The sequence below is a fragment of the Corallococcus sp. CA049B genome, from assembly GCF_003611685.1.
GTDB classification, from domain to species: domain Bacteria; phylum Myxococcota; class Myxococcia; order Myxococcales; family Myxococcaceae; genus Corallococcus; species Corallococcus coralloides.
The window spans coordinates 32,929-50,685 of the sequence record NZ_RAWC01000011.1; the positions used below are offsets into that span (position 1 = coordinate 32,929).

A 17,757-nucleotide genomic window follows, 5' to 3' on the forward strand; every position below is an offset into this window, starting at 1 on the left:
GTACGACCTCCCGGGTTGAACAGCCGGACGCATTCTAGTCCGGCCCGCGTCCTTTCGGGCTCGCCGGTCTGAATTGCTTCCACTGGCCGTCCCTCGTGCGTATCACTGGCCTTCGTGCGCACGCCCACCGACCGGTTCCTACCGCCCCGCATCGATGCTTCCTCCGCCACGGCGCTCCAGCGCGGACGGGTGGTGGTCATCGCGCCCACGCGCGCCGCGTGCGAAACCATCGAGCTGGCGCTCGGGCTGGAGCTGCGCACGTACCTGGAGCAGCACCACGGCGAGCGCCTCCTTGCGCTCGCGCGGAGCGGGCAGGGGTTCGGCATCGTCGCGGGCACGGGCACGGGCAAGACGCTCGCCATCCGCCCCATCGCGGAGGAGCTCACGGGCCGGCGGCCCCTGCGGGTGACGGTGGTCAACCGGGAGCGGGAGGCCACCGCGGAGACGCCGCTCGCGGACGTGGCCATCGTCACCACCGGCATCGCGCGGCGCTGGTTCCAGGGCGGCGTCATCCGGCGTGAGGACACGCTCATCGTGGATGAAATCCACCAGACCTCCGCGGAGCTGGAGCTGTGTCTGGCCCTGGGCAAGCGCGTGGGCTGCCGCTTCATCTGGCTGTCCGCCACGGTGGATCCGGCCTTCTACGCGCGCTACCTGGACAGCGCGGACGTGCTCCAGGTGTCCACCTTCGACCCGGACAAGGCGGCCCAGGTGGAGGTGGAGCGCCGCAAGCCGCTGTCCTTCCTCGATGACGCCTTCCTCCAGGACGTGCAGCGTCAGGGGCGCGGCGTGGGCGTGTTCCTGGCCACGCGCGCCGGAGTGGAGGAGGCGGCGGCCCACGTGCGGGCCCGCTCACCCGAGGTCCACGCGGCGCACTATCACGGCGGCGAGCCGCTGCGCGCCATCCGCCCCTTCCTGGAGGGCACGGCGCCCCGGCCCTTCGTGCTCACGATGACGGCGGCGGGGCAGAGCGCGCTCAACGTGCCCGGACTGGACACCGTCGTCATCGACGACCTGCGCTTCACGAACGTGGTGGAGGGCAGCCGCAACGTGCTCACCCGCGTGCACCTGGGCAACAACGAACTCTTGCAGATGGCGGGGCGCGTGCACGGGCGCGTGGCGGGCGGGCGCGTCTTCATCCTCAGTGACCGGCTGATCCACTTCGCCTCGCTGCGGCCCACCGAGCCCGAGTTCCAGCTCGCGGGCGAGCCGGAGCGGGTGGCGCTCACCGCGGCGGCCCTGGGCGTGCGGGCGGATGCGCTGGACCTGCCCGTGCCGCTGGACCGCGCGGCCTATCGGCGGGCGCTCGCGAAGCTGGAGGCGCGCGGCATCGTGGACGCGGATGGACGGCTGTCCGCCTACGGCCGCGCGGTGGAGGCCCTGCCCGTGGAGCGTCCGTGGGCGGAGCTCATCGTCAACGCGGAGGACACGCTCCTGCCGTTCCTCGCGGTGTGCAGCGCGGTGGAGTCCCTGCACCGGATGACGCGCGAGGAGCGGAACCTGGAAGAGGTGCTCGTGCCCGGGAGCGACCACCTGACCGCGTACAACCTGTACGCCGAGGCCTTCCGTGTGGCGGGCACGGTGGGGGAGGTGCAGGGGCTGCCGCGCCACGTCTTCGACCCGGAGAAGCTCGCGGCGTGGGCGGAGGGGCGCGGGGTGCTGGTGAAGGCCCTGGAGGACGCGGCGCTCGCGATGGCGAGCGTGTACCGGAGCGTGGGGCTGGCGCTGCCCGCGCGCATGCCGTTCGCGAACTCCAGCGTCCACCATCGCTTCTGCGACCTGCTCGCGCGCTTCATGCCCTTCGACCTGGTCATCGACGAGCGCACGGCCTGGGGTGAGCTCACCCGCGTGTCGAAGACGAGCGTGTGCGGCAACCTGGGCGCGGTGGCGGGCACGCTGCGCTACTTCGCGGACCGCAATGGTGAGTCGCAGGGCGCCATCGAAGGCACCCAGCTGCCCCAGTCGCTGCTGCGCCGCTACGCGCGCCGTCACTCGGAGGCGCCCGCGTATGACGCGCGCTTCCGCTCGGTCGTGCTCATCAGGCTGCTGGACTACTACGGCTTCACGCTGGAGCAGGAAGTGGACGTGCTGCGCGCCTGGGGGCCGGAGCTCGCCAAGGCGGCCCGGCACGCGCTCGCGGAGGCGCTGGCCAAGGGCGAGGCGCCGCATCCCGCGGTGGACCGTCACCGGGTCGCCATCGCCGAGGTGCGCGAGCTGTGGCGGCGCTCGGGGGGGATCACCGCGCCGCTGGGGCAGCCGGAGCTCACCGCGCTCTACGAGGCGCAGCTCGACGGGGTGGACACGCTCGATGACTTCCGCGAGCGCCCGCTGCGGCTGGACCTGGACGCGCTCGTGCCGCCCGCGACGCGCCGGGCACTCCTGGCGCTCCCGGACACCGTGGAGGTCCGCGAGCAGGCCGTGCCGCTGGAGTACGACGTGGAGGAGCTGTCGGACGGGGCCCTGCGGGGCGTGGTGCGACTGCACCTGCCGGAGAAGCTCGCCCGCACCCTGGTGGAGGAGGAGCTGCCGCTGCTCGACCGCCCCCAGCGCTTCAGCGTGGCCCGGGGCCGGCGGGGCGTGCTCCAGGCCCGCTCGCTCCTGGAGCTCCAGGACCTGCTCGACCAGCCCTGGATGCAGGATGAAATCGCCGAGGCCTCCCGCGAGCGTCCGCCCCAGCCGCGCGGTGCCCCCGAGCGTGGGGGCAACCGGGGCCACCATGGCAAAGCCTCAACGTACGGAGGGCGGCGGGGAGGCGGCAGGCGGCGCCGCTGACCCGGCGCACGGGCCCTGGTTGCTCACCGCGCGGAGCGGTCCATCCAAGCCTGGAGGGCGCGCGCGATGTCCTCCGGCGCGTCTTCCGGGGCATGGTGCCCCGCGCGTCCCAGCGGAACGATTTCGAGGGCCGGGAGATTGCCGCGCGCCCACTCGATGATGTGCGGCGCGTTGAGCCCGGTGTCCCCGAACGTCAGCAGGAGCACCGGCTTCACGGAGGGCTGCGCGAGCCACGCGTCATAGCGCTCGATCACCGCGGCGACGTCAGCGGGCTCGCCATCGATGGGAATCTCCCGGGGCCACTGCAGCACCGGGCGTCGCGACGCCGCGTCTGGATACGGGGCGTAGTAGAGGGTCCGATCTCCCTCCGCGAGGCCACGCTGGACGCCGTTCGCGAAGGACTTCTCCAGGAACGCGTTCTGTTCGAGCACGAGCTGCTCACCGGCTCCCGGCGTGCGAAGGGCGCGGAACAGCTGCTCGCCCTGGGGAGGCCAGTCGCTCCAGCGCATGGGGCGGAGGAACGTCTCGAACACGGCCACGCCCCGCACGCGGTCCGGATGCCGCCGGGCCCAATCCAGGGCCAGCACTCCGCCCCAGTCGTAGCCGACGAGCACGACGTCCCGCAGGCCCAGTGCGTCGAACCACGCATCGAGGTACCTCGCATGGTCCGCGAACCGGTACGCGCTGTCCGGCTTGCCTGAATCCCCCATGCCGATGAGGTCGGGCGCGAGGCAACGGCCCCGGTCGGCGAGCCGCGGGATGACGTTTCGCCACACGTGGGAGGACGTGGGGTTGCCGTGGAGGAACACGATGGGCGAGCCCGTCCCGGCCTCGCGGTAGGAGATGAACGAATCCAGGACCTGGACCTGGCGAACCATGGACATGGGAGTGCTCCGGGAAGGACGCGGTGGAGAGGCGTGGCATGCGATGAGCAAGCCCGCGACGAGACAGCCGAGCCATCTGTGCATGCACCCATGATGGGGAAGGGGACACCTCGCTGGTAGTGATGGTTCGTGAGGTCTAGGCTCACCAACCGTGAGCATTTCGATCGCCGCCCTCGACCTCAACCTCCTCCTGGTGCTCCACACCGTCCTCACCGAGCGCAGCGTGGTGCGCGCGGCCGAGCGGCTCCATGTCACGCCCTCCGCCATCAGCAACAGCCTGGCGCGCCTCCGGTCCGTGTTGGGCGACCCGCTCGTCACACGCAAGGGCCGTGGCATCGTCCCCACGCCCCGCGCGCTCGCGCTGGCCCCCGCCATCGCCCGAGGCCTGCGCGAGCTGGAGTCCGGGCTTCACGAGGCCCCATTCGAGCCGGCCCGCTGCACGCGCACCTTTACGCTCGCCGTCGCCGATGCCGGTCAGGTCACCTGGGGACCGCGAATCGCCGCCCGGATGGCCGTAGAGATGCCGAACGCGCGCCTCTCCGTGGTTGGAATCGCCTCGCTCGTGGCGCTGGGGGACCTGACCTCGTCCCAGGTCGACCTGCACATCGGCCTCGCCGGACGGGGCGCGGGCCTGCACGTCGAACCGCTGCTGGACGAGCGCACCGTCCTCGTGGCCCGCGAAGACCACCCCGCGCTCACGAAGCGCCTGTCCGCGCGGGCGCTCGGTGCGCTCCGTCACGTGGGCGTGGAGATGGTCCCGGGCAAGGGCTTCAGGGACCTGGTTGGCGCCGCATACGCACGCGCGGGCATCCGCCGTGAGGTCGCCATGACGGTGCCCTCGTTCCTGACGGCGGCGGCGATGGTGGCCGCGACCGACCTCGTCGCGACGTTGCCGGAGTCACTCGTCGCCGCGCAGGGCGCGCGCCTGGGTGTGCGTGGCGTCAACGCGCCGGTCCCCACTCACACCGTCAAGCTGGCCCTGTGCTGGCATGACCGCACGCATGCGGACCCGGCGGTGAGGTATTTCCGCCAGTTGGTCCGGCGCGCGGTCCTGGACGCGTGACGGACTCACGCGCGGCGCCGGGCCGCAGGTCCAGCTCCAACACCTTGCACCGGGACGGCGCGGACAGCCACTTGGTGATGGAATGGCCTTTTGTGATAGCCGGACCCAAACCCTGGAGGCGCAATGTCGAACTGGAGTGCCTGGCTGTTCCCCTGCCTTGCCTTGCTGACATCCGGATGCATGCCATTGGAGACGGACGGCGCGCGGGAGCCGGAAGTTCAACAGCAGGCCCTGCCGGGCTCGGAGGTCATCGACTTCGCCTCCGCGAGCACGCAGGCGAACACGGACGCGTCGGGCAAGAGCGGCGGCATGGCCGTGCTCAAGACGAACAGCTCGAACTGCACGGTCGGCGCGTACGCGGACTGCTATGCGCAGTACATCGAGTTCAGCCCCAGCTACACGGGCTACCTGTCCTTCAACCTCGCCAGCCTCACCCAGGCCGCGCCCACCCCGGCCCAGGTCACCCAGCTCAGCCTGCTGACCAAGTACCAGGGGCCCGGCGTCGCCACGTCCTACTACCAGTGGCAGCTGTACCGGTTCACCACGTCCAGCTGGGTCAGCATCGCCAACTCGCAGGGGCGCGGTGACTGGGTGTGGACGCCGGCCCTGACGCTCGCGCTCCCCACCACCGAGGCCGCGTCGAACTTCGTGTCGAGCAGCGGGGAGATCCGCGCGCGCCTCATCAAGGGGGCGGGGACGGACGCGGCGCAGCTGGACAGCCTCCGGCTCCAGGTGGCGTGGGACATCGCCACGACGTGCACGGCCGAGACGGACGCGGCCTTCTGCGCGCGGCTGGGCGCGAGCTGCGGTCAGGTGAGCGGCACCGACAACTGTGGCCAGGCGCGCACGGTCGCGAGCTGTGGCGCCTGCCAGAGCCCCCAGACGTGCGGCGGTGGCGGCACCCCGAACGTCTGTGGTGAGGCTTCCGCCTGCACGGTGCCGGCCTTCCCCAAGGGCACCACCTGGATGTGGGACCTGGAGCACAACGCTATTCCCACCAACCTCAACGCCCAGGTCTACGTCGTGGACCTCTTCAACACGACCGCCGCGAAGATCCAGGAGTACAAGACCGCCGGCAAGAAGGTGGTCTGCTACTTCAGCGCGGGCTCCTATGAAAACTGGCGGGAGGACGCGAACCAGTTCCCGCAGGACACGTACTGCACCCCCGGGGAGAACTGCGCGCAGTCCGTCCACATCATGGGCGACTGGTGCACGAGCGGCGGCGGCTGTGAGTGGTGGTTGGACCACCGCAAGCCGGCGGTGCGCACGGTGATGACGTCGCGCATGCAGCTGGCGAAGAACAAGGGCTGCGACGCGGTGGAGCCGGACAACATCGACGGTTATTCGCACGACGATGAGATCAACTGCACCGACCAGGCCTGCTGGGGCCTGACGGCGGCGAACCAGCTCGACTACAACCGCTGGCTGGCCACCACCGCCCACTCGCTGTGCCTGGGCATCGCGCTCAAGAACGACGTGGACCAGGTCCCCGCGCTCGCGGACTCCTTCGACTTCGCCATCAACGAGGAGTGCCAGCGGTTCAACGAGTGCGGCGCCTACAAGACCTGGTTCACGAACAAGAACAAGGCGGTCTTCAACGCCGAGTACCGCAAGGACTCCGGCGGGGACATCACCAACTGGACGTCGTGCACGGGCACCGGGGCGACCTGCGCCTGCGGTGAGAGCGGCTTCGCCCAGGGCGACATGCGCACCCTGGTCTTCAGCACCGCGTCCGTCCGCTACGACAACCTCCAGTTCACCTGCTGGTAGCGCGCGCGGGCCGGGGCGGTCCTCCCGCCCCGGCCTGTTCCTCAGTACCGGACGGTCGCGGTGTAGGCGAAGTGGTCGGAGCCGTACTTCTCCAGGCGCTCGGCCGGTCCGGTGCCGATGCCCACGGTGACGTAGATCTGATCGATGGGCACGCCGCTGACGCCCGCCGTGTTCAGGTGGTTCATCCCGGGGATGTCCTGCGACAGCGCGCGGTTGAAGTCGCCCACCAGCACCACGGGCAGCCCCCGGCCGCGCAGCTCCGCGACGACCTCGCGCACCACGGTGTTGTGCGTCCGCCAGCGCTCCTGACGCTCCGGGTGCTCGCCGTTCCAGGCGCCGGAGATGTAGTGGGTGTTGATGAACGCCAGCTTCGCGCCGGTCTCGAGGTTCTTCAGCACGACCCAGTTCACGAAGCGAGACGGCGTCACCCCGGCCTCACCGCCGTGCGTGAGCCGGGACCCGTCCCCCGTCTTCTCGAACTTGTTCTTTCGCCAGGAGATGGCGATGGAGTTGCGCGCGTCCAGCCGGTCATCACCGGGCCGGAAGTGCGCGTAGGCGTCCATCGCGCCCAGCTTGGAGTGGCCCTCCGCGGTGTCCACCTCCTGCCAGCCGATGATGTCCGCGAGCGGCTTCATGTTCGCCTGCCCGTGCCACGTGTTGTGCGTCGCGACCGTGGTCGTCGTGGCGGCGAGCGCCGCCGCTTCTGTCTCCTCGGATGAAGCGGGCAGCAGCCCCAGGGAGAGCAGCAGGCTGAGGACGGCCGATGACAAGAGCTTGAGCATGAGTCCCTCGGAAGGCGCGCCAGGTCATTCCTGGCGCGTCCGGGGGAAACTAGTCAAAGCCGCATTTTATGAAAATACGAACCGGAATGTTTCTGTCAGCCGAGGACAAAGTCCTTGGGGCGCAGCGGCTCCGGCTGAGGCTCTCCCAGCGACTCCAGCATGTTGATCTCCGCCGTGCGGGACATCGCGAGCAGGGGCAGGTCGTTGGGAGCTTCTCCGAAGGGCTCTTCCAGCTCCTCGCTGAGGAGGTCCAGGCCGAAGAAGGTGTAGGCAATCATGGCCGTGAGCACCGGCGTGAACCAACCCATCGACTCGGCGAGTCCGAAGGGCAGCATCAGACAGAACAGGTAGGCCGTGCGGTGCAGGAGCACCGTGTAGGCGAAGGGCAGGGGCGTGAGGCGGATGCGCTCGCAGGCCGTGAAGATGCTCATCATGGCGTGCACCCGTTCGTTCAAGGCGGCCCAGGTGATGTCGGTGAGCCGGCCTTCCCGGAGCAGGCGGGCCAGCTCCAGCTGGTGCTCGCGCAGGAGGGCATTGGGGCGGTTGCCGCTGCCCAGGACGCGCGTGCGCTCGGGCTCTTCCAGGTGGCGGCCAATGGCCTCGCTGGCGTCTTGCGACCGGAGGTGCGCGGCGAGCGCGTAGGGGAAGGCGATGGTGCGGTGGATCAGCCTCCTGGCCGCCTGACGCCCGGTGTCGGGCAGCTCGGCGCGCCCGTCGTCCAGCAGCGCGATGGTCGCGTGGGTGAAGGCGCGCACCTCGATGATGAGCGCGCCCCACTGCTTCCGGCCCTCCCACCAGCGGTCGTAACAGGCGTTGTTGCGGAAGCCGAGGAAGATGGAGAGCGCGATGCCGAGCAGCGACAGCGGCGCGGGCGAGGTGACCGGAAGACTGAGATGGCCCAGCTTGAGCGTCAGGACAACCCCTGAGGCGAGCGCCGCGACCCCCAACACGTGGGGCAGGACGCGCGGCAGGATGGTGCCGCGCACGACGAACAGGAGCTTGAAGAAGCCAGGGCGGGGACGGACGATCACGGCGCGTCTCGTGCCCCAAATCCCCGGCTGCCGCAAGCGGTGCGCGCTGTGACGCCGGGAATGACCGGTGTTCATCCCGGGTGCACCGCCGCCCTAGACTGCCTTGCTCCTGGAGGCTGAATGCACCCGAAGAGACTTCACCGGTTCCCCGTATCCACGCTGCGCTCCCTGGCCGCGGGGGTCGCGCTGGCGTGCGCCGCTGGCTGCTCGGACGATGAGGGCGTGGACGTCCCCAACCCCCTGACCAACCCGAAGGATGGGCCCCCGGCCGGCAACCCGAACGCAGAGGCGACGTGCGCCGTGCCCTCGGAGGCAGGGCTCGCGGACGTGTCCCGGCCCACCACCGTCGTCGGGACGGGGACGCCGGCCAGCTGTACCTCCGATGCCTTCGTCAGCGCCGTGGCGAAGGGTGGGGTCATCACCTTCGACTGCGGTCCGGAGCCCGTCGTCATCACGCTGGACCGGACGGCGAAGGTCTTCAACGACAAGGGGCCGGAGATCGTCATCGACGGCAAGGGGCTGGTGACGCTCAGCGGCGCGGGCAAGCACCGCATCCTCTACATGAACACCTGCGATCAGGCCCAGGTGTGGACGACCTCCCACTGCCAGGATCAGGACCACCCGCGGCTGACGATCCAGAACCTCACCTTCGTGGACGCCAGCTCCAAGAGTGAGAAGGAGTTCGACGGCGGCGGCGCGGTCTGGGTGCGCGGCGGGCGGGTGAAGGTCATCAACTCGCGCTTCTTCAACAACGTGTGCGTGGACACCGGCCCGGACGTCGGAGGCGCCGCGCTGCGGGTGTTCGACCAGCACGACGACCAACCCGTCTACGTGGTGAACACGACCTTCGGCGGCAAGGAGGGCTACGGCGGGGTCTGCTCCAACGGCGGCGGCATCAGCAGCATTGGCGTGTCGTGGACCGTCATCAACAGCCTCTTCTCCCACAACCGGGCCATCGGCAACGGCGCCAATCCCGCGCAGCCGGGCACGCCGGGCGGTGGCAGCGGCGGGGCCATCTACAACGACGGCAACACGATGACGCTGTCGCTCTGTGGCACGCGCATCGAGCACAACGAGGTCAACGCGCACGGCAGCGCCATCTTCTTCGTGAGCAATGACCACTCGGGCGACATCCGCATCGACCGCTCGGTCATCCAGAACAACAAGGGCGGCTCCTGGTACGTGACCTATCCGCAGATCTCCAACCACACGGACACGCCCATCCGGGTGACGAACTCCACCATTGAGTGACGGCCGTCCTGGTGGCGAGCCAACGTGTTTCAGCATGCGGTGGAAGCGGTGCCCCGGCCCGCCGCGGGCTCCTGGACTGTGGACCTCACGCCCTCCCATGTCCTCACGCCAGAGGTTCGGGCGGAGGTCGACGAACTGGCCCGCTCGCTGAATGACCGCGGGCTTGGGAGCTCTTCCCGATCCTCGTCGTCCGGAGGCGGGCGCTCGTCGGGAGGAGGCTCCAGCGGAAGCTGGTAGCAGTCAGGGGCGGGGTGGCGCCCAGAGGGCGCTGTGGGCCTCCGGTGCGTCCGGGGACTCCTCCGCCGTGTAGAAGTAGGCCGCGACCGTGGCCCGGCCCCGTCCTTCAGGGCAGGCCAGCGCGGCGGGGTGGCCGTGCCAGTGGGTGTCACCGTGCGCCATCACGACCAGCCGATCGAGGACCGGAGCGATGCGGGCCTCGCACCGGGAGAGGTCGGCGTTCCACAGCTCCAGGTCACCGCCCCACGCGGGCTCCCAGCCCGGGTTCAGGTAGTACAGGACGGTGAGTCGCCGTGTGAGCGCGCGGGTGCGATCGCGGTTGAAGTCCGCGTGGAGCGCCAGATGGCCTCCGCGCAGCGTGAGGTGCAGCCCGGCACCCCGGAAGTGCGGATCCGCGATGAGCCCTTTGACGCCGGTGAGCGTCTCCAGGAAGTCGAGGAACGCCATGCCCGAGAGCTCCGCGAGCAGGTGCCGGAGCGCGCCGTGCACGCCTTCGAAGGCCTTGCGCTGAAGCTGTCCCAGGCGGGCCGCCTGCTCCGGGTGATCGCGGCGCAGCCAGGGGGCCCCGGTCGCGCCTGGAAAGACGCCGGCCAGCTGCGTCGCCAGTTGCTCTCCCAGGAAGCCGTCGATGACGACGTGCGGATGGGGCCGGGCGGCCCCGTAGGTGTCGCGATGCGCCAACGCGAGCGAGCGGAGCGCGGTCCGGCTGAGGAAGAAGCTGGGCCCCAGCAACGGCCCTTCATCGACTGTCGCGACGCTCACGGGACCTCTTCTGTTCGGGTTTCCGGCCTCCAATGATGGCATGCGCACGAAACGCACGTCTCTTCCTGTCTCACCCGGGGGCGCCGCCTTCGGTCTCGAGGAGTGCCGCGAGGAACAACGCATACGTCAGCTCGGCGACGGGCCGGCGCTCCCGCCGGGCCTGGAGGCGCAGCGCCTTGGGCAGTGAGCAGGACTGGCCCCGCTCACCGTCGCGCATCTGGACATAGCCTCGCGGGGAGTAGCCCATCACCTGCCAGCCCATTTGACACAGCGCCCGGCTGAGGTCGTCGGTGAGCTGGTGATGGAGGGCGCGAGCGATGGGGACGGGGCGGAAACGCTCGCTCGACCAGCCTTCCGTGTCCTCGCGCCAGCCGCGCGCGCGCAGGTAGTTCACCTTGCGCGCAAGCGACAGTCCGCCGACGTGGCGTTCAAGCTTCATACCGTCTCCACTCTGATGGGGTGGGCAGGCCCAATCCGTTACATGCGGCCCCCACCACAAAGGAGATTCACAATGGCTGCCGCCACCCGATTTGCAAGGAGTGAGCGGAGCCCCGTCGGCGCGGTCTTGCGCTTCTGCTAAGTCGGGACGAAACGCCCCGGAGGCCCGAAGACCAATGGCGACGAAGACCCGAGTCCCGCAGACGATCGACGCCTATCTGGCGAACGTGACCGACCCTGCGGCGAAGAAGACCCTGACCGCCCTGCGCACGCAGCTGCGCAAGCTGCTCCCCAAGGCCACCGAGACCCTCAGCTACCAGATGCCCACCTTCAAGGTGGACGGGGCCGCCGTGGCGGGCTTCGCGTTCTTCAAGAACCATTGCGGCTACTACCCCTTCAGCGGCAGCGTGGTGCCGGCGCTGGAGTCGGAGCTGGACGGCTACACCACGTCCAAGAGCGGCGTGAGCTTTCCTCCGGACGAACCGCTCCCGGCGAAGCTGGTGAAGAAGCTGGTGCAGGCGCGGCTCGCGGAGATCGCCACGCGCGCGAAGAAGCCCGCGGCCGCGAAGAAGAAGGCTTCAGTCACGGGCTTCCAGGTGGGCGTGGTGCGCACGCTGCCGATGAGCGCCCCCGAACTGTGGGAGTGGCTCACGACGCAGCCGGAGCGCTGGCTGGGCCCGGGCGCGACGTTGGAGGCCGAAGTGGGCGGCCGTCATGAGACCCCCAAGCGTCGCGGCGCCCCCGGCGTGCGAGGCGAAGTCCGGGTGGTGAAGCCCGGCAAGCGCCTGCGCATGACCTGGGAGACGGACGGCTGGAAGAAGCCGGCGACGTTACAGCTCACGGTGACGCCCAAGACGAAGGGCGCCTCCCTCCACGTGCACATGGAGAAGCTCCCGGACGCGGAGGTCCGCGAGGCCATGCGCGAGCGCTGGTCCAAGGTCCTCGCCCTGCTTGCCTAGTGGCCACCGGGGTGGGGGTTTGACGTTGCGTCCACCCACCCTGTACCTCCGATCCGCGCTTCGAGCTGCCTTCGCGGGCGCTCACCGCGGAGTCGCAGGCGGACCCCGCGCTGGCCCAGCAGTTCGTGGAGGCCGTGCTGCGGCCCCACTTGAGGGCGGTCCAGGAGCGGCTGCGTTCAGCGCAGCGCGAGTGCCAGGTCGCGAAGGGGGTGGACCTGGATGTCGCGGTGGAGCTGCTCGTCGGGCCGCTCTTCCACCGGTGGCTGCTTCGCACCGCGCCCCTCACGAGCGCGTATGCCGACACCGTGGTGGACCTGGTCATCGCCGCGCTGCGGCCCCTGCCCAGGGGACGCTAGCGGGACCCGGGGCCTTCCGGGCGAAGCGCTGGCGGTAGTAGCGCGTCCAGAGGTTCAGCCCCACCACGCCCACCACCGTGGGCCCCAGGAAGAGCGCGAGCTGAAGGCCCTCGACGCCGACGTGCCTGGCGTTCACCACCAGGGAGGCGGTGATGGTGCCGATTCCCGATGCCACCATGGCGCCCATGTGCTGGAACCACCAGTGCATGCGGTCCTGGGGCGGCCGCAACCAGTACCAGAGCCCCGTCAACCCGGAGAAGATGCCCACCGGAGCGAAGCCCCACAGCAGCGGCACGCCCATCCGCAGTCCGTACGCCTCGGTGAAGAGCCCCATGCACAGGAGCAGCGCGGACAGGCCCACGTCCAGCGGGTGCGTGCTCGCCCCGGTGCGTGTCTTCGTCCGGAGCACGCGCACCCCCATGGACGCGGAGGCCGCGCTCAGCACCGCGATGTAGATGAAGAAGAGGTCCATGGGCTGCTCGCCCGGGGCCTGGATGAAGCGCGGTCCGCAGATGGCCAGCGCGGAGATGGCGGCGGAGATCATCGCGCCCACGTAGGCCTGGCCCACGCGCCGGTGCAGGGTGCCTCCCTTGCGTGCCACCAGGGGCAGCCAGAGCGTGATGAACGCGATGATTCCCGACGCGATGTGGAGCCAGCGGGCGAAGAGATAGAGCGACACGGGTGCCTCCGACGTGCTGCGAGTCCGGGAAGCAAGGTACGCGTCGGCGCGGGTGCCTCCATCTGGCGGAAGTCATACGGCCCGCATGTGACTTCCGGCACATGGCCCCCGTGTCCAGGGTGGCCTAGGGTCCCCGGCCATGCCCGCGCGGTCCCCCGTGGCGAAGCCCGCCACCACCCATCGCCTGCTGTTCGTCGCCGGGATGCTGACCTGGGCCGTGGTCGGCTTCGCGCACCTCGAGGACCTGTCGCGTGAGCCCGCGCGGTGGATGGCGCCGGACACGCTGCCGTGGTGCCTCGGGCTCCTCACCTTCGGTGGGGCCTTCTGGTTCCAGACGCGGGTGCAGGGCCAGGGAGAATTGCCGCTGCTCGTCGTGCAGGCGCTCGCGGCGCTCGTCTGCATTGCCACGGGGGGGAGCGGGCTGGACGGCGCGCTGCTCGCCATCACCGCCGGACAGGCGCCGGAGATCCTCCCCCAGCGCCGGGCGCTGGCGTGGGTGGGGGCCCAGGTGCTGGGCATGCTCGTCGTGTTCGGGGTCCAGCGCCCGCCCGTCCAGGCCCTGGTGCAGACGCTCATCTACACCGGCTTCCAGGGCTTCACCTTCGGCACGGCCCTGGTGATGGTCCGCGAGGCCGAGGCCCGCCGCGAGCTGGCCCGGGTCCACGCGGAGCTCCAGGCCACCCAGGTGCTGCTCGCCACGCGTGAGCGCGAAGGAGAGCGACTGCGCATCGCCCGCGAGCTGCACGACTCCGTGGGGCACCACCTCACCGCGCTCAGCCTCAACCTGGAAGCGGCCGCGTACACCGCGAAGGAGACGGCCGCCGCCGAACACCTGCGCCGCGCGCGAGAGACGGCCCGCACGCTCCTGTCCGAGGTGCGGCGCACGGTGACGGAGCTGCGCGAGGCGCCCATGCCGCTCCTGCCATCGCTGCGCGCGCTCGCGGAGGGGGCCCCGGGGCTCGCCGTCCATCTGGAGGTCCCCGGCGAGCTGGCCCTGGAGTCCACCGAAGCGGCGCACTCGCTGTTCCGCTGCGTGCAGGAGGTCCTCACCAATACGCTGCGCCACGCCGGGGCCCGCAACCTGTGGATTGTCATTGCCCCCACGGAGGACGGCGGGGTGCGGGTGCACGCGAGGGACGACGGAGGCGGCGCGGCGAGGGTGACGCCCGGAGCGGGGCTCACCGGCATGCAGGAGCGGTTCTCCCGACTGGGCGGGCGCGTGGAGTGGCGCGCGGTGGCGGGGAAGGGGCTGGAGCTGGAGGCGTGGCTGCCGGCCACGCAGGAGCGTGGGGTGGGGACATGAACACGGTCCGGCTGGTGCTCGCGGATGACCACGCGCTGGTGCGCCAGGGCCTGCGCAGCCTGTTGGAGCTCACGCCCGACCTGCGGGTGGTGGGCGAGGCCTCGGACGGCGAGGAGGCGCTGCGCAAGGTCGCGGAGCTGAACCCGGACGTGGTGCTCATGGACGTGCGCATGCCGCGCATGACGGGGCTGGAGGCCCTGCGCGCGCTGCGGCGCACGGACGCGGGCCGGCGCGTGGTGCTGCTCACGACGTTCGACGAGGACGCCGTCCTCATCGAGGCCCTCCGCCTGGGCGTGCAGGGCTTCCTCCTCAAGGACGTGTCCCTGGAGGAGCTGGCGGAGGCCATCCGGCGCGTCGCCTCTGGTCAGACGCTGCTGCCGCCAGGAGTCGCGGAGCGCGTGGCGCGCGGCATGGCGGAGCTGCCCCGCGACTTCCCCCACGCGGACCTGCCGGAGGGGCTCACCCGCCGCGAGGTGGAGGTGCTGCGCCTCATCGCGCGGGGGCTGAGCAACCGGGAGATCGCCGACGCGCTGGGGACGGCGGAGGGCACGGTGAAGAACCAGACCTCCAGCATCCTCTCCAAGCTGGGCGTGAGGGACCGCACCCGCGCCGTGCTCCGCGCCATGGAGCTGGGCTGCCTCTAGGCGCGGAGCCGTGGGCAGCTCACGTCCACCGCCAGCAAGGCCGTGTCTGGACTTTCGAACCCCGTCCGGCGGGAGCGCCCGGTCCTGGACATTGCATCTGTCCAACCCCAGACGCCATGACATGAGAGGGCAAGCGGCCAGGGCACGTGGGAGTCCGGTCCTGGAAGGGCGGTCGTTCCCTGAGGGGCATTGGGAGGGTCCGCTCGCGCCCATACCCTTCCAGGCCACATCGACCTGAAGCGAGGACCCCCGATGTCAAACCCCCGCTGCTCGTGCCGCTCTCGTTGGATCCGCATCCCGGTCTTGATGCTCTCGCTGCTGCTGTGCAGTGCATGTGAGGCCGTGGGCCGGATCGAGTCCCCTGAAGTGCAGGCCCTTCCCATGGAGCCTTCCTCCGCGCCCGAAGAGGAGGCGCTTCCTCCGGCTCCACCAGCGCTGCCTCCGACTCCCGCGGGGCTTCGCCCCGTCGCGGTCTGGGAGGGGATGTTCGTGGATGCGTGGGGCCGTGAGCACATGCAGACCTTCCTGCCGTGGAGCAACTCCCGCGACAGCTGGGACTTCTACAACCTCGCCTACGGTCTGGACGCCAACACGGCGATGTACCGGGCCATCGGGAAGCGGGCGTACCTGGACCGGGCCCTGCTCTACGTCAACAACATGGTGGCTTCCGCTCGCGTCTCGTCTTCGCTGCCCCAAAGCCAGTTCAAGGATGGGTACCTGGGCTGGACCTCGTCCCTGTCGTCCCCGGCCGGGCAGGAGGTGCCGCTGTATGAGAGCTATTGCTGGCGCTACGTGACGCGCATGCTGCGCCTCATCCGCGAGTCGCCGGACCTCTACGGTTCCACCACCTACCGCAGGCAGTACGACCGGCTGCTGGCGTTCACGGAGCGCAACATCTTCGACAAGTGGTTCCTGCGCGGGGCGAACGACTTCGTCTACCGCAACCGCACGCACATGGCCGCGCACTGGGCCTTCATCGCCATGGACCTGTCGCGGATGACCACCGACCCGGAGCGCAAGGCCCGCTACCTGGAGGTCTTCGACAACATCAACCACGGCATGCCGAACTTCCCGTCCTCCCTGCGCGAGAAGCTAGCGCCCAACCCCGACCACCCGGCGGCCTGGTTCTGGAACGACAAGTGGGACACCCACGCCCAGCCCGGCCAGGACGTGGCGCACGCGAACAACGTGCTGGCCTTCATCGTGGAGGCCCACGATGCGGGCATGGAGTGGACGGACGCGGACATCCGCGGGTTCGTCGTGATGCTCAACACCGTCATCTGGCCCTCGCCCAAGGCGTATGCGGAGTTCGTGGACGGCACCGGGCCCGGGGATGGCTGGTTCAACGACGGGCTGATGAAGCTGGGCCGCTACGACGTCAACCTCCAGCGCCGCCTGGAGCAGCATCGCGTGGGCCAGAACAGCCAGTACTTCGCCAACGGCGCGCTCAACGTGCGGATCCTGTCCGAAAGGGCAGTGCAGTAGGTGGGGGAGGGGGGCCCCGTCCTCGGACAGAGGACGGGGCGCAGTTTCGGCGCCGTCAGCGGGCCGCACGGGCCGCCGGGAACAGGCGGACCCACAGGGCCGCCAGCGCGGAGGCCGTCGCCAGCAGCGTCACGCCCACCCAGCCCCAGCGGGCCAGGACCAGGCTGCCGCTCGCCGCGCCCACGGACATGCCAATGAAGACGCCAGCGAACAGCAGCGCGTTGAGGCGGCTGCGGGCAGCGGGCTCGATGCCGAAGACGAGCGTCTGATGCGCCACGAGCGTCACCTGCGCCCCCAGGTCGAAGCCAATCGCGCTGGCGCCAATCAGCCACAGCCGGTGATGGGGCTCCAGCCACGGCGCCGCGAACATCGTGGCGAAGGAGACGACGGTCAGGCCGGCGCCCAGGCGCGTGACGACCTCCGGCCCGTAGCGATCCGCGATGCGGCCCGCCACCGGAGCGCCCAGCGCCCCCGCCGCGCCCGCGAGCCCGAAGGCACCGGCCGCCGCGCTCCCCAGGTGGAACGGGGCGCCATGCAGCATCACGGCGAGGGTGGACCAGAACGCGCTGAAGCCAATGGAGATGAGCCCCTGGGCCAGCGCCGCCCGGCGCAGGGCGCCATGCTTGCGCCACAGGGCACCCAGCGAGCCGAGCAGGGCGCCGTAGGAGAGCGTGTTCGTGGGGTGGAAGCGCGGCAGGCCCCGCCAGGCCGCCACGCCGACGAAGGCCACGCTGGCGGCGGCGACCAGGAACATGGCGCGCCAGCCGAAGCGCTCGGCCACCACGCCGCTGATGACGCGGGACAGGAGGATGCCGAGCAGCAGGCCCGTCATCACCGTGCCCACCACCTTGCCGCGCTCATGCTCGGAGGCCAGGGTCGCGGCGGCGGGGACGATGTCCTGCGCCACGGTCGCCGTCAGGCCCACGGCGAAGCTCACCACCAGGAGCAGCTGGATGCCCGGGGCCAGGCTGCCCAGGAGCAGCGCCACGCTCAGCAGCGCGGCCTTGATGAGGATGATGCCGCGCCGGTCGAAGCGGTCGCCCAGCGGCGTCAGCAGCAGGATGCCCAGCGCGTAGCCCAGCTGCGTGAGCATGGGCACCAGCCCCACCGCGGTGCCGGAGGCGCCGAGGGTGGACCCCATCACCCCCAGCATCGGCTGGCTGTAATAGATCGACGCCACCGACAGGCCGGCGCTCGCGGCCAGCAGCAGCCGCAGGCCGTGCGACAGGGAGGCGCTGGCGGCGGAGACCGGTGAGGGGCGGACGCCGTTTCCGGCGGTCCCATGTACGGCGTGAATGAAGGACATGATGTTCACCTCGGGTGCTGCGCGATGAGGTGACA

15 protein-coding genes and 1 pseudogene are annotated in these 17,757 nt (G+C 70.4%); 9 read left to right on the forward strand and 7 right to left on the reverse strand.

The window, feature by feature from the left end; translation table 11 throughout:
- Positions 1-114 precede the first annotated feature (114 nt).
- A complete protein-coding gene (locus tag D7W82_RS04195) occupies positions 115-2,772 on the forward strand; it encodes a DEAD/DEAH box helicase (RefSeq protein ID WP_120617082.1) in 2,658 nt (885 codons plus the stop codon).
- Between the two features lie 23 nt (positions 2,773-2,795).
- On the opposite strand, the gene D7W82_RS04200 is transcribed toward D7W82_RS04195, so the two are convergent.
- Positions 2,796-3,656 carry a haloalkane dehalogenase gene (locus D7W82_RS04200; protein ID WP_120617083.1) on the reverse strand — a complete coding sequence of 287 codons (861 nt, stop codon included), beginning with the start codon at positions 3,654-3,656 and terminating at the stop codon, positions 2,796-2,798.
- Positions 3,657-3,807: 151 nt separating this feature from the next.
- Between D7W82_RS04200 and D7W82_RS04205 the strand changes: the two genes are divergently transcribed.
- Positions 3,808-4,719 (forward strand): LysR family transcriptional regulator, encoded by a 912-nt coding sequence (locus tag D7W82_RS04205; RefSeq protein WP_120617084.1) that lies wholly within the window; start codon positions 3,808-3,810, stop codon positions 4,717-4,719.
- Positions 4,720-4,899: 180 nt separating this feature from the next.
- Positions 4,900-6,489 (forward strand): endo alpha-1,4 polygalactosaminidase, encoded by a 1,590-nt coding sequence (locus D7W82_RS04210; RefSeq protein ID WP_158617584.1) that lies wholly within the window; start codon positions 4,900-4,902, stop codon positions 6,487-6,489.
- A 41-nt stretch (positions 6,490-6,530) separates the two neighbouring features.
- Here the strand turns inward: D7W82_RS04210 and D7W82_RS04215 are convergent, their stop codons facing one another.
- Together D7W82_RS04215 and D7W82_RS04220 are read right to left on the reverse strand one after the other, a co-directional pair.
- Positions 6,531-7,271 (reverse strand): endonuclease/exonuclease/phosphatase family protein, encoded by a 741-nt coding sequence (locus tag D7W82_RS04215; protein WP_120617086.1) that lies wholly within the window; start codon positions 7,269-7,271, stop codon positions 6,531-6,533.
- Between the two features lie 95 nt (positions 7,272-7,366).
- Entirely contained in the window at positions 7,367-8,302 is a 936-nt protein-coding gene (locus tag D7W82_RS04220) for a bestrophin family protein (protein ID WP_120617087.1), read from the reverse strand.
- 120 nt (positions 8,303-8,422) lie between these two features.
- Here D7W82_RS04220 and D7W82_RS04225 point away from each other — a divergent pair, with 120 nt between their 5' ends.
- Positions 8,423-9,553 carry a hypothetical protein gene (locus D7W82_RS04225; protein ID WP_120617088.1) on the forward strand — a complete coding sequence of 377 codons (1,131 nt, stop codon included), beginning with the start codon at positions 8,423-8,425 and terminating at the stop codon, positions 9,551-9,553.
- A gap of 240 nt (positions 9,554-9,793) precedes the next feature.
- Here D7W82_RS04225 and D7W82_RS04235 read toward each other — a convergent pair whose 3' ends face one another.
- Together D7W82_RS04235 and D7W82_RS04240 are read right to left on the reverse strand one after the other, a co-directional pair.
- A complete protein-coding gene (locus D7W82_RS04235) occupies positions 9,794-10,552 on the reverse strand; it encodes a 2OG-Fe(II) oxygenase (protein WP_120617089.1) in 759 nt (252 codons plus the stop codon).
- 70 nt (positions 10,553-10,622) lie between these two features.
- Positions 10,623-10,991 carry a hypothetical protein gene (locus D7W82_RS04240; RefSeq protein WP_120617090.1) on the reverse strand — a complete coding sequence of 123 codons (369 nt, stop codon included), beginning with the start codon at positions 10,989-10,991 and terminating at the stop codon, positions 10,623-10,625.
- A gap of 175 nt (positions 10,992-11,166) precedes the next feature.
- Here D7W82_RS04240 and D7W82_RS04245 point away from each other — a divergent pair, with 175 nt between their 5' ends.
- Complete coding sequence (locus tag D7W82_RS04245; protein WP_120617091.1) at positions 11,167-11,949, forward strand: SRPBCC domain-containing protein; 783 nt, start codon at positions 11,167-11,169, stop codon at positions 11,947-11,949.
- A 59-nt stretch (positions 11,950-12,008) separates the two neighbouring features.
- A pseudogene (locus D7W82_RS04250) lies at positions 12,009-12,305 on the forward strand (TetR-like C-terminal domain-containing protein); the annotation flags it as partial.
- Here D7W82_RS04250 and D7W82_RS04255 read toward each other — a convergent pair.
- Entirely contained in the window at positions 12,268-12,984 is a 717-nt protein-coding gene (locus D7W82_RS04255) for a DUF2306 domain-containing protein (RefSeq protein WP_120617092.1), read from the reverse strand. The pseudogene D7W82_RS04250 and the gene D7W82_RS04255 overlap by 38 nt on opposite strands.
- Before the next feature lie 139 nt (positions 12,985-13,123).
- Here D7W82_RS04255 and D7W82_RS04260 point away from each other — a divergent pair, with 139 nt between their 5' ends.
- The 3 genes from D7W82_RS04260 (at position 13,124) to D7W82_RS04270 (ending at position 16,416) form a co-directional block, all read left to right on the forward strand.
- A complete protein-coding gene (locus D7W82_RS04260) occupies positions 13,124-14,287 on the forward strand; it encodes a sensor histidine kinase (RefSeq protein ID WP_120617093.1) in 1,164 nt (387 codons plus the stop codon).
- Positions 14,284-14,931, forward strand: coding sequence for a response regulator transcription factor (locus D7W82_RS04265; protein ID WP_120617094.1), 648 nt, complete (start codon positions 14,284-14,286; stop codon positions 14,929-14,931). The genes D7W82_RS04260 and D7W82_RS04265 overlap by 4 nt, the downstream gene beginning before the upstream one ends.
- A 306-nt stretch (positions 14,932-15,237) precedes the next feature.
- On the forward strand, positions 15,238-16,416 hold the full coding sequence (locus D7W82_RS04270) for a hypothetical protein (RefSeq protein ID WP_233587290.1): 1,179 nt from the start codon (positions 15,238-15,240) through the stop codon (positions 16,414-16,416).
- 55 nt (positions 16,417-16,471) lie between these two features.
- Here D7W82_RS04270 and D7W82_RS04275 read toward each other — a convergent pair whose 3' ends face one another.
- Entirely contained in the window at positions 16,472-17,722 is a 1,251-nt protein-coding gene (locus tag D7W82_RS04275) for an MFS transporter (RefSeq protein ID WP_120617131.1), read from the reverse strand.
- Between the last annotated feature and the right edge of the window lie 35 nt (positions 17,723-17,757).